The organism is Vibrio palustris, from assembly GCF_024346995.1.
In the GTDB taxonomy this organism is placed as follows: domain Bacteria; phylum Pseudomonadota; class Gammaproteobacteria; order Enterobacterales; family Vibrionaceae; genus Vibrio; species Vibrio palustris.
Genome location: NZ_AP024887.1, coordinates 264,397 through 279,077, shown reverse-complemented (window position 1 = coordinate 279,077; position 14,681 = coordinate 264,397). Strand labels below are relative to the sequence as shown.

The window sequence follows — 14,681 nt, the reverse complement described above, 5'->3', positions numbered from 1 at the left end:
CTAAGGTTAACCTTAGAAAATAAAAATGTGCTGCGAGAGAGCCTCGCAGCACAAAAGGTAATATTACCAGCGGTAATGTGCGAACGCTTTGTTCGCGTCTGCCATACGGTGAACGTCTTCACGTTTCTTAACAGCAGTACCTTTGTTTTCTGACGCGTCTAGCATTTCTGCAGATAGACGATCAGCCATAGATTTTTCACCACGCTTACGCGCAGCTTCAACCAACCAACGCATAGCAAGTGCGTTACGGCGAACCGGACGTACTTCTACAGGTACTTGGTAAGTTGAACCACCTACACGGCGAGATTTAACCTCTACCGCTGGGCGAACATTTTCAAGAGCTTCTTCAAAAACTGCTAGGTGATCTTTACCAGATTTAGCAGCCATAGATTCTAGTGCAGTGTATACGATACGCTCTGCAGTAGATTTTTTTCCGTCAACCATAAGGATGTTAACGAATTTTGCCAGCAGTTCAGATTTGAACTTAGGATCTGGAAGGATCTTACGCTGACCAATTACGCGACGACGTGGCATGGATATTCTCCGTTGTCTTCTTCAGGTTATCCAAAACTTTTCAGTTTCTTCAAAATATTAATAATTTAGTGTTTGGCCTTACTTAACGGATACCATTAAGATTTAGGACGTTTCACACCGTACTTAGAACGACCTTTTTTACGGTCATTAACGCCTGCACAGTCAAGTGCACCACGAACAGTGTGGTAACGTACACCCGGAAGGTCTTTAACACGACCACCACGGATTAGAACAACTGAGTGCTCTTGAAGGTTGTGACCTTCACCGCCGATGTATGAAGTAACTTCGAAACCGTTAGTTAAACGAACACGACATACTTTACGAAGTGCTGAGTTAGGTTTCTTAGGTGTAGTAGTGTATACACGAGTACATACACCACGTTTTTGCGGGCACGCTTCTAGTGCTGGCACGTTGCTTTTAACAACTTGCTTTGCACGTGGCTTGCGAACCAACTGGTTAATAGTTGCCATTAAATAGCTCCTGATTTACTTAAAGTAAGCTTGTGAAAAATCTAGCCCTACCTAAATAGGGACGCAAAATTCTATGCAGCTGATGGTAGAGTGTCAAGAAATATACAGATCTTTTTTACTCAATGCGGTCGCTTTCTTTTTGTACAAAAAAATGGACATCACCAAGTGATTGATTTTACATACTTTACAGTCAGACCAACAAATTCTTCCATATCAACCACTTGATATGAAGAATCAATACCTTGAAGGCAACCTCTTGCTTCAAGATCTTCCTGTAAGACAAAAACAAATGCTTGCGTTTTGTAATTGTTTAACAAGGCACTACCTGAGCGAGCAGCATAAACCGCCTCCTCGATCAGTAAAATACTATCCTCGGGCTGAGAACAAGCGAACACGAGCGGCAGTTTTGCCATGGTTTTAACAATATGCAGCATGGCAATTCCTTAAAAGTTGAGTAAGCTATCAAACTGATTCATAGATTCAGACAGTGCTTGTCTACTCAATACTTGGCAATCCATGATCAGATCGTCACCAGACATCCCCCACTCACGTAAGCTATCTTCACACACATAACATTGTTCAATGTCATACAGCTCAAGTAACTTAAAAGCACTAATGTAATTGCGGCTCAAAATTTTTTCCGGCGCTTGATGCTTCATCAGCTGTAAAACACCCTCGCCAATAAAAAAGACACCGATATCGTCACTGTACGCTGAAGCGGCTAAAATAGCATCTAATCCTTCGCGACCCGCTGATGTGTGATGAGGAGGAGTATGGAATACAAATGCGATTCTATTCAAAACTGCACCACCCTATCTTGTGTCAGCATCGCTTCCGCTAAAGCACCTAACCCAGATTGCACAAACCCACTGGCTAGATTATGGCTAGTTAGTTGATGAAGCTTGGCTTCTTCGCTCGATACAATGCCGCGTCGCAATGCCGCAGCAACACACGTTTCTAAAGCAATATCATTATCTTTCGCAAAAGCTTGCCAACGTTCAACAATATTGATTTCATCATTGGCAGGCACAGTGAGTGCTGAGCCGTTTAACACACCATCTTGATAAAAAAACACACGTGATATTTTATGGCCTGCTTGAATAACGGCGTTTGCGAATAATAATGCACTGCGTGAGGCTTGAGAGCCATAGGCTCCACCATTGATAACGAGGGCATAACTCAATACAGATCGATTATTCACACTGATCTTCCTCTGTTTTTCGCTGGCGAATATAGAGGTAAACCGTATGCTTAGAAATATTCAAACGCTCTGCGACACGGTTAATCGCATCTTTGATATCAAAAATGCCTTTATCAAATAATTCCATGACGATTTGACGATTTTTCGTGTTATTAGAGACGGATTTATCTGCGTTAATTTCTTCGATAGTACGCTCTACCGTTTGATCCACCAGCTCTTCGACATCACTTGCAAAGTTGACATTGGACGCGGCATCTTGCGCGTCATGATTGGGCAAAAATGAATTAAGAATCTGCGAAAATGGCGCATCTAAGTTTACGTTGACACACAGCAAGCCAATAACACGGTTATCACCATTGCGGATTGCCACGGTAATCGACTTCATCAATACACCGCCTTTCGCGCGGGTAAAGTAAGAGCGCGAAAAGTTACGCTCAGAGCCTTCAATATCTTTGAGCATTTTCAAAGCAAGATCGGTAATAGGTGATCCGACTTGGCGTCCGGTGTTCTCACCATTAGCAATTTTTACCGCTGAGGTATTCAAATCTTCCAACGAGTGCAGAACAATTTCACAAAACGGTCCAATTAAACTCGCAATACCATCAACAACCGCTTCGTAAGAGCTTAGAATCACTTTGTCATGTTCGGTAAACGGTTTGACATGTACCGATTCCATTTCTAACAGCAAATCAGAGTGGATGATTTCAGTGGAAGTGCTTGTCACTGTATTTGACCTCAGAGCAATAATTCAACAAATGATGGATTAGTTTATCAGATATTTTTATGATATTCGTCCAAGTTATGCTATAGCGCACTAACTTGACCCAATTTCACAGATTTCTCCCATAAAAAAAGGCCTGTTAGACAGGCCTTTTATCAAGATTATATCGTAAATTATTTTTTAGATGTTGCTTTATCGTCTTTTTTATCAACTTTCACTAGTTCAACTTCGAAAACCAAGGTTGAGTTAGCCGGGATAGTTGGAGTCGCTTGTTTACCGTAAGCAAGCTCTGGCGGGATAACAAACTTGTATTTCGCACCAGGTTTCATCAACTGAACACCTTCAGTCCAACCAGGAATTACACGGTTAAGTGGGAATTTAGCCGCTTCTCCGCGATCGTAAGAGCTATCAAACTTAGTTCCGTCAATCAACGTACCTTTGTATTGTACTTCAACGGTATCTGTCGCTTTTGGTGATGTACCTTTACCCGCTTTTAATACTTTATACATCAAACCAGATTTGGTTTCTTTCACGCCATCTTCTTTCGCGAATTTAGCGCGGAAATCTTTACCCGCTTCGATATTTTTCGCAGATTCTTTGCTTTGCTTCTCTTTCATTTTCTCAGCAACGCGCTTATCCAGACCTTGAAGTACTTTACGCGCTTCTTCTTCTTTCATGCCCGCTTTACCAGCAAAAGAATCTTTAATTCCTTTTAAGACGATGTCTTTATCCAAATCAACACCAATCTCTTTCGGCTTCTCTAGACTGGTTGATAGATAGTTTGCAAACGATATGCCGATAGCATAAGCCGCTTTCTCATCATCTGATTTAAATTGAACGGTGCTCGCTTGTTCCGCTGCAGGTTTCTTATCTGCATTCGTATCTTTTTCCTGACATCCAGCAGCTAACATAACGGTAGCGGCAAGCAATGACACTTTAAATAATGATTTCATTCAATTCTCCAATTTTCGGCATTCCTACAGAGGTGAGACACAGAACTGGATATTCAGTTGGTGTTACCCTCATAATTGTACCAATATAACTTTATGTTATGCGATTGTCTGTATATCAAACAGGATTATTAAACTTGAAACGAATATTTTCTCACTTCATTCTAAGCTTATTTATCATTTTGACGCTAAATGGGTGTTTTTTCAAAAGTAATTCGGTCGAAGAATGGGACATTGAGCCCAATGGTTCTACCGCATTTGGCCTAAGCCCTGACGGACGATTTGCCCTACTCTATTCACAAGAACACCAACTCGTATTTTGGGATCTTGAAAAAAGACAACAACTCGCTGAACTCGGACCTCAAGATCCACAAGCTCATACCATCAACATCATTCGCATCTCAGCTAATAGCCGCTATGCGGTGACGGCGACACAAACAAATTTTGCTGTCTGGGATCTCGGCATGGTGCAAGCCGATGGATTGTGGTCCATATCCGATAGTGTCATTCGTGATATCGACATCGCCAGTAATGGCCAACAAGTATTACTCGGACTCTCCAATGGAAAAGCCATCTACGTCGACTTAGTCAACGGTCGACGGATTGAGTTCCTTGCGCATCGAGAAAAAGTCAACACTGTCGCTCTTTCCCCTAATGGACGCTATGCCCTCACTGGTGGTGATGATCACACGGCTTACCTATGGGATACCCAGAACGCGAATATCATCTTAACGCTAGAACATGAACATAGAGTGAATAACGTCGCCTTACAACGCCAAGGAACCTATGCGTTTACCTCTGATGATGGTAATGACGCCTTCATTTGGAATCTCAAAACGGGCGAAAAACAAAGTCATTTGAAAAGTTTCTCCAGACAATTGATTTTTTCGAGCGTTCGTTTTGCTAACAATGGTCGTTTCTTACTGACTGGCACACCGGGGAGTCAGGTCGCCATTTGGAATACCACCAACGGAAAAAAAATCGATGACTTTATCGCGAAGCCACAAAAAGACGCGCGTCCTCCACGAGCGGTAGTGTATGATGTTGCCCTAGATAAACAACAACGTATCATTTCTGCGACTTCAGCGGGTATCGCTGAAGCTTGGGAGTTTGAAGAATAATATGAATGAAGAGACGATAAAACTACAGCAACGTGTCGATGACTTAGAATGTCAGCTCTCTTTTCAAGAGCAGACCATCAGTGAGCTCAACGATGCATTAAGTCAGCAGCAATTTTTAATTGCTGAGATGAAAGATCAGATGAAATTTGTGGTTGGAAAAATCAAAGCCATCGGTTCAAACGAATTAGCTGATCAATCAGAAGAAACCCCACCACCTCATTACTAACGTCTAGCGACGCTGAGAGGCATATAGAGCATCTTTTTAATGCTCTTACACATCTACCGATGAATAACCCTGCACTCGGCTTTAGACGTCGTTTTTCAAGTAATAAAAAAGGCTCCCTAAGGAGCCTTTTGTCATTCTATGTGGCTATATTATTTTGTTGCTGTATTGCCTTGAGGGTTCTTCATGTATTTGAAGAAATCACTACTAGGATCCAGAACTAATACATCGTTTTTACTGTTAAACGATTTTCTATACGCTTTGAGTGAACGTAAGAAGCTAAAGAACTCCGGACTTTCACTATAAGCATCTGCATAGATTTTTGCCGCTTTTGCATCTGCGTCACCACGAGTAACGCGAGCAGTTTTATCGGCTTCAGCCAAAATTGTCGACACTTCCAGCTCAGCTTGTGCACGAATAACTTCTGCTTTCTCGCGACCTTGGGAGCGGTGCTTACGAGCAACTGATTCACGTTCAGCGCGCATACGACGATAAATCGACTCACTAATTTCATCGGGTAAGTTGATTTTCTTAATACGGAAATCGACGACCTGAACACCAAGATCTTTCGCGGCACTTTCACGGGTATCCGTCAAGACATCATCCATGATTTGATCACGTTGACCATCGGTTTTTAACGCTTTCTTCGCAGCTTCTGTCGTCACCACATCTGAATCTGCACTATCTGGTAGTACTTCTTCATTACGTGGACCAGACACAATTTGCTTAATTTCACGCTCACCGATTTCTGAACGTAATACGTCAGTCACTTTACGTTCCAGCAGAGCTTCTGCCGTCAGCGAATTGCCGCCGCCAGTCGCTAGGTAAAAACGTCCAAAGTCTTGAATACGCCATTTCACGTAAGAATCAATAATAACGTCTTTTTTCTCTGCGGTAACAAAGCGGTCAGCTCGGCCATCCATTGTTTGAATACGTGCATCTAAGCGCTTAACACGATCAAATAATGGCAATTTAAAATGAACGCCTGGTTTGTAGATAAGGGCAGCTTTACCGCCATCATCTTTGTTAATTTTACCGAAACGCACCACGATGCCACGCTGGCCTTCAGGAATCACAAATAATGACATCAGCAACAAAGCCAATACAACAACCACTGCGGGGATCATTAACTTACGCATTTTTTAGTATCTCCCTTGGCGTGAATCGCTCGTGCGTGATGAATCATTGGCAGACGACTTATCTTTTGTGTCTGTGTGCTGAGATTCACGCTTAATTTGGTCATATACCGAGATAGAATCTGTATTGTCCGTTTTCTTGGCCTGATCAGATTGCTTCATCAGTTTGTCCAGTGGCAAGTACATCATATTGCCGCTTGACTTAGTATCTACCATCACTTTAGACGTGTTGGAATATACTTTTTCCATCGTATCAAGATAGAGACGCTCACGAGTCACTTTAGGCGCAGCTTTATACTCTGGTAAGAGTTTCTCAAACTGAGCTACCTGACCTTGAGCACCATTCACGATACGTTCACTGTAGCCTTTCGCTTCTTTTTTCAAGCGTTCAGCTCGACCAGTCGCTTTCGGTAAGATTTCATTTTTGTACGCTTCTGCTTCGCGAATGAAACGTTCTTCATCTTCTCGCGCAGCAATCGCATCATCAAACGCATCTTTCACTTGCTCAGGAGGACGAGCCGACTGGAAGTTCACATCAACGATGGAGATACCCATATCATATTTATCAATAATTTGATTAAGCGTTTTCTGTGTGGTTTGGCGGATTTGTTGACGACCACTGGTCAAAATACTATCCATCAATGAATCACCAATAACAGCTCGCAACGCAGAATCGGTTGCTTGACGTAAGCTATCGTCAGCATTCGTTACCACGTACAAATATTTGTATGGGTCTGAGACACGGTACTGCACATCCATGGAAACCGTAACGACATTTTCATCTTTCGTTAGCATCAAACCAGATGCACGGAGAGAACGAATCGCTTGCACGTTAACCGGTGTCACCGTATCAACAAAGCGTGGTCGCCAGTTAAGGCCAGGATCGACAATACGATCGTATTTACCTAAACGTAGTACAACACCACGTTCGGCTTCACCTATCGTATAAAAGCCCGCAAAAAACCATACCAGTACAGCGATAAGCGCAACAATACCTATCCCAATGGCACCGCCATTAGAAGAAGAACCGTTACCCCCACCACCTTTTTTGCCGAATTTGCCTCCGAGCTTTTGACTGAGTTTGTTAAATACCTCGTCTAAGTCAGGAGGACCTTGATCACGACCACCTTTATTCCCGCGATTATTCTTACCCCACGGGTCATTATCGCGGCCATTGTTGCCGTTGTTATTACCAGGCTCATTCCACGCCATTAGAAAGCTCCATCATTGATATGACGTTATACTTTAGCAGTGATTTAAGTGACTATAAAGTCAGCTAAATCTGCCTCTTCTCTTTTCTCTAGTCTAGACCAATCTATCTTCTGCATACGAACAGTTATCAATAAATTGCCCTCTGGATCATATTCTTCTTGCTTGATGCAGTTCATTTGGAAAAATAGACTACGAATACGTCCCTGGTATTCAGGAGGTATTTGCAGATGATGCTCAACCATTTCGCTAGCAAGACGTTCTGTCAATGCCTCAAATAATAGGTCAATCCCATCTCCAGACATCGCAGAGACCCAAACGGTGCGAGGTATCCCCTCATCATCGCGTTCAATACGAGGTGTTTGGTGCTCTAGACTATCAATCTTGTTCATGACAAGCAGAGTTGGCACTTCATCAGCATCAATCTCTGCCAGAACATCATTCACAGCTTCAATGTTCTCACGAAAACGATCATCACTTGCATCAATAACATGTAACAAAATGTCAGCTTCTTGTGTTTCTTGTAACGTTGCTTTAAAAGCCGCCACAAGATCATGAGGAAGATGACGAATAAACCCAACGGTGTCAGCTAAAATAGCGGTACCGATATCTGCTAACTCGATTTTACGCAACGTCGGATCGAGCGTGGCAAACAACTGATCGGCTGCATACACATCCGCTTCGGTAATACGGTTAAATAAGGTCGATTTACCTGCGTTGGTATAGCCAACCAATGACAATGTTGGAATTTCTTTACGGTTTCTCGATCGCCTACCTTGTTCTCGCTGTTTAGACACTTTTTCTAAACGGCGTAAGATCGCTTTAATTCTATCACGCAATAAACGGCGGTCCGTTTCTAACTGAGTTTCACCAGGACCACGTAAACCGATCCCCCCTTTCTGGCGCTCCAAGTGAGTCCAACCACGGATAAGACGTGTAGAAATATGGCGCAATTGTGCTAATTCTACTTGGAGGTTACCTTCGTGGGTTCGGGCGCGCTGCGCGAAGATATCTAAAATCAACCCAGTTCTATCGATCACACGACATTGACATAGCTGTTCTAGATTGCGCTCTTGAGCTGGGGATAAAGCGTGATTAAAAATGACGATATCAGCTTCATTCGCGGTTACAGCGCTCGCAATTTCTTGAGCTTTGCCGTCACCGACGAAATATTTAGGGTGAGGAGATTGGCGGCTGCCAGTAATCACTTGTAGAGAGGAAACACCTGCAGATGATACAAGCATTTCAAACTCACTAAGATCTTCCCACTCACCCTCTTGCGTGAAGTTGATATGAACAAGTACGGCTCGCTCCCCCGATTCATAACGGTCAAACAAGCGCTCAACTCCTTAAATATTTTGAAATAATAAATTACTCTTCTGTTTTTTCAGCAGAACGTTCCTGTGCTGGACGCTCGGCGCTGTGATGAGTCACGGCACGAGCAGGCACCACAGTAGAAATCGCATGCTTATATACCATTTGATTAACGGTATTTTTCAATAGAATAACAAACTGGTCGAAAGATTCGATTTGGCCTTGTAACTTAATGCCGTTCACTAGATAGATAGATACCGGAATGCGCTCACGACGTAGTGCGTTCAAGAATGGGTCTTGTAAAGATTGCCCCTTAGCCATTTTATTTTCCTTATTTTGATTTTGTAGTAATTATTTAGCTAGTGGTGCACGAATATGTGTGCGGCCTCATATCTGAGCTAAACGAATGAAAAATACTCTAAGTCCATTATTGAGCCGTATTGCTACAACTTCAAGTCATTGATCTTACTTAAAGCACATTACGCAAAAGCGAAAATAATTATACACGCCTTATTCAATCAGATGCTATTGCATCCGACATTGTTTCAAAAGCGTGATCAATATCTTCGCTATCTAACCAAGTTAAATCATCCCAGCTGCGTAACCAGGTGATTTGTCGCTTGGCCAATTGACGAGTGGCACAGATTCCGCGAAAGATTGCGTCATCTAACGTACCGTGTCCGTCAAAATATTCCCACATCTGTCGGTAACCGACACAACGAATGGAGGGTAAGTCAGCATGAAGATCATCGCGTTGATATAACGCTTGTACTTCTTGCTCAAAACCTGCTTCAACCATCTTGTTGTATCGTAACTCAATCCGACGATGGAGCTCTGCCCTTTCCTTGGGAACGATGGCAAACTGTTTAACACGATAAGGAATGGTTTCCCCTTTCGTAGCAGTTAACTCTGTTAGTGTTTTACCAGTAATTCGGTAAACTTCCAATGCTCGAGACAAACGCTGTGGATCATTGGGGTGTATTCGTTCAGCCGACACTGGATCAATACTTTGTAATTGATCGTGCAGCATTGTCCAACCATTCGTCAATGCTTCTTGCTCTATTTGTTGGCGAATTTTTTGATCTGCTGCGGGTAATGGCGATAAACCCTCAATCAATGCTTTGTAGTACAACATTGTTCCGCCCACCAGCAAAGGAATTTTCCCTTGGCTCACGATGTCATCCATGGCTAATAAAGCGTCACGACGAAAGTCTGCTGCGGAATAAGATTCGCTTGGATCAAGAATATCAATCAGGCGATGCGGGGCCTGACTCTGCTCTTCCTGTGAAGGCTTCGCCGTCCCGATATCCATCCCTCTGTAAATCAGGGCTGAATCAACGCTGATAATTTCCACAGGAAATTTTTGGCGTAAACGAATCGCAAGATCGGTTTTGCCCGATGCGGTTGGTCCCATAAGAAACAGGGCTAAAGGTAATTTTTTAGTCATGAATTCAAAGCTGCAATGGTCGCGGAAAAATCTACTTTTTGAACGAATTGTCTATCGGTTAAAGGCAATTGGCCTTCCCAGAGTAACTCTAGTTCAGAAATCAACTGAATACCTTCTGATAACGTGTATTTCGTCTTACTGGTTACGACTTGATCGCTCAACCAGTAAGCGAAGTGCTCATGTGTCAAAGTTACATCATGTTGATCAAGCGTCGAAGACGCGTACGATAACAGATCCTGCATTAATTGCTGTAAGTTTTGCTGCCTTAGCGGCTGAGGAACCCCCATCACCGTGATAGCTTGCTTAGACTTAGGCTGTAAGTCGATCCCTAACATTAAAAAGTCGTGTTTATATCGCTCTAAACTCGCATGCTCGCTTGGAGTCGACTTAATCGAAAACGGAACCAACAACGGTTGGCTCTTCAATGCGGTATCACTGACTTTTAATTGTCCTCTCACCCGTAACCACTGCGCTCTCGCTAATGACACTAAGACACAGCCATGGCTCGACGTCATCAGTAAGTACTCACCGTTAATCACATCCAGTGCCTTACCCAGCTGCGTCACGGCTTCCGTTTGGGCAACCGTGTTTGCCGACGTCATTGCAACATCCTCATACTCAGGAAGTGAAGAAGCCAATGGGGTTTCTAGCAGGTGTTGATAGACCTGAACCTCTTCAAGACTCGGCCCTTCTTCTTGTGCTCGTCTGGGCGCAGAAGTTGGCCCGCCTGTCCTTGTCGTCCTCGGTTGTTCATCACGAGACACTGACGACCAAGACTGCGAAGAATTAGGCTCGGCAACATGCCCCTGCTGTTGCTCTCGGGATGAGTCACGATAGTCTTTTTGGCCAGGATACGCAGGCACTTGCTCCGCAGCTTGCCACACTTGTTCAGACACAGGGCTAAGCGGGGTGTGACTTTGCGAGTCGTCGTGTGCTTGAGCCGGTGATTGTGTATCATGAGAAAACGCAGCTTGATTATAGGCTGGCTCATCAACATAGTCGCCTTGTGCTAACGCACTGCTGAGCGCTTGATAAATAAAATCATGGACTAAGCGGGCTTGTTGAAAGCGGACTTCATGCTTTGCCGGATGGACATTCACATCCACTTGATGTGGGTCGACTTCAATAAATAACACATAAGTCGCATATTGATCGGGGCGTAAACTGGTTTCATAACTCTGGCGAATCGCATGATTAATCAGTTTGTCTTTCATCATACGACCGTTCACATAACAGTATTGAAGCTCGTTTTGCTGCCGCGCACCTTCAGGGGTCGAGACCCACCCAGACAACTTCATACCTTGATGATCCAATGTCACGTGCAGCATATTACGTACAAAGCTATTGCCACATACCGCCGCAAGACGCTTTTCTTCTTGCGCAGGCGATTTAGCAGCACGATACTGACGGATCATTTTTCCGTTGTGACGCAAGTTGAATGTGACATCAAAGCGACTTAATGCAACACGTTTTATCAACTCATCAATGTGAGTGAACTCGGTTTTTTCCGTACGTAAAAACTTACGACGTGCGGGCGTATTGAAAAATAAATCAAGGACTTCAACGGTGGTGCCAACCGGGTGCGCCGCGGGCTGAGTTTTTACCGCCATCTCGCGCCCTTCACTATGAGCTGACCAAGCCTCTTCTTGCGTGGCAGGGCGAGACGTCATGGTTAAGCGCGCTACTGAGCTAATACTTGCGAGTGCTTCCCCACGAAACCCTAAGCTCATAATCGCCTCTAGATCATCCAGATTATGGATTTTCGACGTGGCATGACGGCTCAGCGCAAGCGCAAGTTCATCTTTCGGGATCCCTACTCCGTTATCACGAATACGAATAAGCTTAGCGCCCCCTTTATCGATATCAATATCAATACGGGTAGCACCGGAATCTAAGCTGTTCTCTACCAGCTCTTTTACCACAGAAGCCGGTCGCTCTACGACTTCACCAGCCGCAATTTGGTTTGCCAAACGGGCTGGTAAAATTTGAATCGCCATAATCGTTAACGTCTTATTTGTTTGGGATGATCAGCACTTGTCCAACCGCGAGTGAATCACTTTTTAAGTGGTTCGCATTACGAATGCTATTGATACTCACACCGTATTTAGTGGCCAGCTTACCTAAATATTCACCTCTTGATACTTTATGTTTTCTCAATGGCTTATCTTTTAAGCTAACCGTAATTTTCAGCGTTTGACCTAGTGAGAGAACATTCGATTTCAAGTGATTCTCACGCTTAATGTCCGCCACTGAGACTTTATAATGCGCCGCGATCTTACCTAAATATTCCCCTCTTGCGACTTTATGAGAGATAGTTTCAGTTTCAACTTGATGACTCACTTTAGGAACACTAATTGACGCTCGTCCACCAGGGATTGTTAAGTTCTGACCAACCGAGAGAACACTGCTACTCATGTCGTTCGCTTTTTTAATATTTGCAACCGACACACCATAGCGATGCGCAATGACCGATAACGAATCACCGCTTTTCACTTTATAGTGACGTGGTTTACGGTGGTTCGCAAACATAGTGCCTTGCGGTGGGTTCTCTTTAAAGTATTCCACAATCGCCGTCGCAATCGCTCGAGCAATTTTCTCTTGATGACTTTGTTGGAACAACAGCTTTTCTTCCGCAGGGTTAGAGATAAACCCAGTTTCCACCAATACTGATGGGATATCTGGCGATTTCAATACCGCCAAGCTGGCATTCACTGGTTTACTGCGGTGCAAGTGCGCGACTTTGCCCAAATTACCGAGAATATCGGAGGCGAGTTTATACCCTTCTTTTTGCGAATGGCTAAACTGTAGATCCAGTAATGTCTGACTCACATTACGATCGCTGTTTTTCTTGGCGAGCACAGCGCCAGCACCACCGAGTAATTCCGATTGCTCTTCATGATTTTCAACCCAGCGGCTGATTTCGGTATTAGCACGACGGGTATTCAATACAAATACTGATGCTCCGCGTGGTTTCGGAGAACGAAAGGCATCCGCATGAATTGAGACTAATAAATACGCACCATGTTCACGTGCAATTTCCGTGCGACGATTCAAACTGACATAATAATCGCCTTTACGCGTCATCACAGAGTGCATTCCGGGTACGCGATCAATTAAATCAGCAAGCTTCTTACCAACACTCAGCGTGACATTTTTTTCAAAACGTCGTCCAGGACCAATAGAACCAGGATCTTCCCCGCCATGCCCTGGATCCACCGCGATCACAATGTCTTGATTTTTCGGCGTCGCTTTCTTTTTCTTCTCAGGGGCAGATTTCATCTTACTGAGTGGGTTATGACTTGCTGCTTTTTTAGGTTTGTCACTATTAGGCAAATCAATCACCAAGCGATGACCGTATTGCCCTCCTGGTGTCGGCGGTAAGGTAAATACTTTAGGCGACACTCGTTTTTTTAGTTCAAACACTAAACGCGAGGTACTTTTCTCAGGTGGCCCACTGGCGCGAATCTTTTTCAAAATCTGACTGTCGGTAATCGACATCGGTAAATTCGCTTTACGTTTGGTATCATGCAAATCAACCACTAACCGCTCTGGGCTAGAAAGCCGAAAATAACTAAACGTGACTTTGCTTTTAACGTCGATAACCACGCGGGTGTCATCCGGTGACGGCCATACACGAAGGCTTTCTAACGTATTTGCGAATAACGAATGAGAAAATAGGGCGATCAGCACCCCTATAAAAATACAGAAAGATCGGGAACGAACAGCAATCAAAATAACTCCAGTGGGATTATTAGCGTATTTCCATATTCGCTATTTGCGGTAAGGGTGACTTGGCGTTGCTCGCCATCATAACGTAAATCAACAATAACATCGGCTTGTGGCAATAAGCCGTGACCTTTATCAGGCCATTCCACCAAACATATCGCGTCTTCGGTAAAATAATCGCGAATTCCCATAAATTCTAGTTCTTCGGGATCAGCTAAGCGATACAGATCAAAATGATAAACGCGCCATGTTGCTAACTCATAGGGTTCAACCAACGTATACGTCGGACTTTTCACTTTGCCTTCATGTCCAAGTGAACGAATAAACCCACGACTAAAAGTTGTTTTCCCCGCACCAAGATCGCCATATAAAAACAATGTAGTCTGTTGTTGACATAATCCGGCAATGGCGGCACCGAGCGCTACGGTGTCTTGTTCGTCTTTTAACGTAAATGTCTTGGTGGTCATCTAACTATCATCTCAAATCTAGGGCCAATAGGCGTAAAAAAATTCCCAATAGAGAATAGTAAACTGTAGTGTAATTAATTAACAAGAACTCTCGTGTAAGCAAACAGAAAAACATCCCCAGTTTCATGTAAAATTATTCAATAATACCTGCTGGATCCCATC

General features: G+C 43.7%; 17 protein-coding genes. 2 read left to right on the top strand and 15 right to left on the bottom strand.

Annotation, left to right across the window (positions count from 1 at the left end):
* Nucleotides 1–63: 63 nt before the first annotated feature.
* The 7 genes from rpsG to fkpA all read right to left on the bottom strand — a co-directional run bounded on the left by rpsG (nt 64) and on the right by fkpA (nt 3,879).
* Nucleotides 64–534 (bottom strand): 30S ribosomal protein S7, encoded by a 471-nt coding sequence (gene rpsG, locus OCU30_RS01340; RefSeq protein WP_077315600.1) that lies wholly within the window; start codon nt 532–534, stop codon nt 64–66.
* Between the two features lie 95 nt (nt 535–629).
* The gene (gene rpsL / locus OCU30_RS01335) at nt 630–1,004 is read right to left on the bottom strand and encodes a 30S ribosomal protein S12 (RefSeq protein ID WP_005417208.1); all 375 of its coding nucleotides are present in this window, start codon (nt 1,002–1,004) and stop codon (nt 630–632) included.
* Nucleotides 1,005–1,162: 158 nt separating this feature from the next.
* Entirely contained in the window at nt 1,163–1,438 is a 276-nt protein-coding gene (tusB, locus tag OCU30_RS01330) for a sulfurtransferase complex subunit TusB (protein ID WP_077315599.1), read from the bottom strand.
* Nucleotides 1,439–1,447: 9 nt separating this feature from the next.
* Entirely contained in the window at nt 1,448–1,804 is a 357-nt protein-coding gene (gene tusC, locus OCU30_RS01325; protein WP_077315598.1) for a sulfurtransferase complex subunit TusC, read from the bottom strand.
* Nucleotides 1,801–2,205 (bottom strand): sulfurtransferase complex subunit TusD, encoded by a 405-nt coding sequence (gene tusD, locus OCU30_RS01320; RefSeq protein ID WP_077315597.1) that lies wholly within the window; start codon nt 2,203–2,205, stop codon nt 1,801–1,803. Before tusD ends, tusC begins: the two co-directional genes overlap by 4 nt.
* A complete protein-coding gene (locus OCU30_RS01315; protein WP_077315596.1) occupies nt 2,198–2,881 on the bottom strand; it encodes a helix-turn-helix transcriptional regulator in 684 nt (227 codons plus the stop codon). The genes tusD and OCU30_RS01315 overlap by 8 nt, the downstream gene beginning before the upstream one ends.
* A 218-nt stretch (nt 2,882–3,099) precedes the next feature.
* Entirely contained in the window at nt 3,100–3,879 is a 780-nt protein-coding gene (gene fkpA / locus OCU30_RS01310) for an FKBP-type peptidyl-prolyl cis-trans isomerase (RefSeq protein WP_077315595.1), read from the bottom strand.
* A gap of 134 nt (nt 3,880–4,013) precedes the next feature.
* Here fkpA and OCU30_RS01305 point away from each other — a divergent pair, with 134 nt between their 5' ends.
* Nucleotides 4,014–4,997 (top strand): WD40 repeat domain-containing protein, encoded by a 984-nt coding sequence (locus tag OCU30_RS01305; RefSeq protein WP_077315594.1) that lies wholly within the window; start codon nt 4,014–4,016, stop codon nt 4,995–4,997.
* A 1-nt stretch (nt 4,998) separates the two neighbouring features.
* Nucleotides 4,999–5,223 (top strand): SlyX family protein, encoded by a 225-nt coding sequence (locus tag OCU30_RS01300; protein WP_077315593.1) that lies wholly within the window; start codon nt 4,999–5,001, stop codon nt 5,221–5,223.
* Nucleotides 5,224–5,372: 149 nt separating this feature from the next.
* Here the strand turns inward: OCU30_RS01300 and hflC are convergent, their stop codons facing one another.
* The 8 genes from hflC to tsaE form a co-directional block, all read right to left on the bottom strand.
* Nucleotides 5,373–6,359 (bottom strand): protease modulator HflC, encoded by a 987-nt coding sequence (gene hflC, locus OCU30_RS01295; RefSeq protein ID WP_077315592.1) that lies wholly within the window; start codon nt 6,357–6,359, stop codon nt 5,373–5,375.
* A gap of 3 nt (nt 6,360–6,362) precedes the next feature.
* Nucleotides 6,363–7,568 carry an FtsH protease activity modulator HflK gene (gene hflK / locus OCU30_RS01290; RefSeq protein ID WP_077315591.1) on the bottom strand — a complete coding sequence of 402 codons (1,206 nt, stop codon included), beginning with the start codon at nt 7,566–7,568 and terminating at the stop codon, nt 6,363–6,365.
* Between the two features lie 44 nt (nt 7,569–7,612).
* A complete protein-coding gene (hflX, locus tag OCU30_RS01285; protein ID WP_077315590.1) occupies nt 7,613–8,902 on the bottom strand; it encodes a ribosome rescue GTPase HflX in 1,290 nt (429 codons plus the stop codon).
* Nucleotides 8,903–8,936: 34 nt separating this feature from the next.
* Nucleotides 8,937–9,200 (bottom strand): RNA chaperone Hfq, encoded by a 264-nt coding sequence (gene hfq / locus OCU30_RS01280; RefSeq protein ID WP_077315589.1) that lies wholly within the window; start codon nt 9,198–9,200, stop codon nt 8,937–8,939.
* A 193-nt stretch (nt 9,201–9,393) separates the two neighbouring features.
* On the bottom strand, nt 9,394–10,326 hold the full coding sequence (gene miaA / locus OCU30_RS01275; RefSeq protein ID WP_077315588.1) for a tRNA (adenosine(37)-N6)-dimethylallyltransferase MiaA: 933 nt from the start codon (nt 10,324–10,326) through the stop codon (nt 9,394–9,396).
* Nucleotides 10,323–12,323 carry a DNA mismatch repair endonuclease MutL gene (gene mutL / locus OCU30_RS01270; protein ID WP_077315587.1) on the bottom strand — a complete coding sequence of 667 codons (2,001 nt, stop codon included), beginning with the start codon at nt 12,321–12,323 and terminating at the stop codon, nt 10,323–10,325. The genes miaA and mutL overlap by 4 nt, the downstream gene beginning before the upstream one ends.
* A 13-nt stretch (nt 12,324–12,336) precedes the next feature.
* Nucleotides 12,337–14,058: an N-acetylmuramoyl-L-alanine amidase gene (locus OCU30_RS01265; RefSeq protein ID WP_162494407.1), complete on the bottom strand. Its 1,722-nt coding sequence runs from the start codon at nt 14,056–14,058 to the stop codon at nt 12,337–12,339.
* The gene (tsaE, locus tag OCU30_RS01260; RefSeq protein WP_077315585.1) at nt 14,055–14,519 is read right to left on the bottom strand and encodes a tRNA (adenosine(37)-N6)-threonylcarbamoyltransferase complex ATPase subunit type 1 TsaE; all 465 of its coding nucleotides are present in this window, start codon (nt 14,517–14,519) and stop codon (nt 14,055–14,057) included. The genes OCU30_RS01265 and tsaE overlap by 4 nt, the downstream gene beginning before the upstream one ends.
* Between the last annotated feature and the right edge of the window lie 162 nt (nt 14,520–14,681).

Coding starts and splice junctions, on each gene's coding strand:
- OCU30_RS01300 (WP_077315593.1), top strand. CDS start 4,999: ATGAATGAAGAGACGATAAAACTACAGCAACGTGTCGATGACTTAGAA.
- OCU30_RS01315 (WP_077315596.1), bottom strand. CDS start 2,881: ATGGAATCGGTACATGTCAAACCGTTTACCGAACATGACAAAGTGATT.
- mutL (WP_077315587.1), bottom strand. CDS start 12,323: ATGGCGATTCAAATTTTACCAGCCCGTTTGGCAAACCAAATTGCGGCT.
- fkpA (WP_077315595.1), bottom strand. CDS start 3,879: ATGAAATCATTATTTAAAGTGTCATTGCTTGCCGCTACCGTTATGTTA.
- rpsL (WP_005417208.1), bottom strand. CDS start 1,004: ATGGCAACTATTAACCAGTTGGTTCGCAAGCCACGTGCAAAGCAAGTT.
- tsaE (WP_077315585.1), bottom strand. CDS start 14,519: ATGACCACCAAGACATTTACGTTAAAAGACGAACAAGACACCGTAGCG.
- hflC (WP_077315592.1), bottom strand. CDS start 6,359: ATGCGTAAGTTAATGATCCCCGCAGTGGTTGTTGTATTGGCTTTGTTG.
- hfq (WP_077315589.1), bottom strand. CDS start 9,200: ATGGCTAAGGGGCAATCTTTACAAGACCCATTCTTGAACGCACTACGT.
- hflK (WP_077315591.1), bottom strand. CDS start 7,568: ATGGCGTGGAATGAGCCTGGTAATAACAACGGCAACAATGGCCGCGAT.
- tusB (WP_077315599.1), bottom strand. CDS start 1,438: ATGCTGCATATTGTTAAAACCATGGCAAAACTGCCGCTCGTGTTCGCT.
- miaA (WP_077315588.1), bottom strand. CDS start 10,326: ATGACTAAAAAATTACCTTTAGCCCTGTTTCTTATGGGACCAACCGCA.
- rpsG (WP_077315600.1), bottom strand. CDS start 534: ATGCCACGTCGTCGCGTAATTGGTCAGCGTAAGATCCTTCCAGATCCT.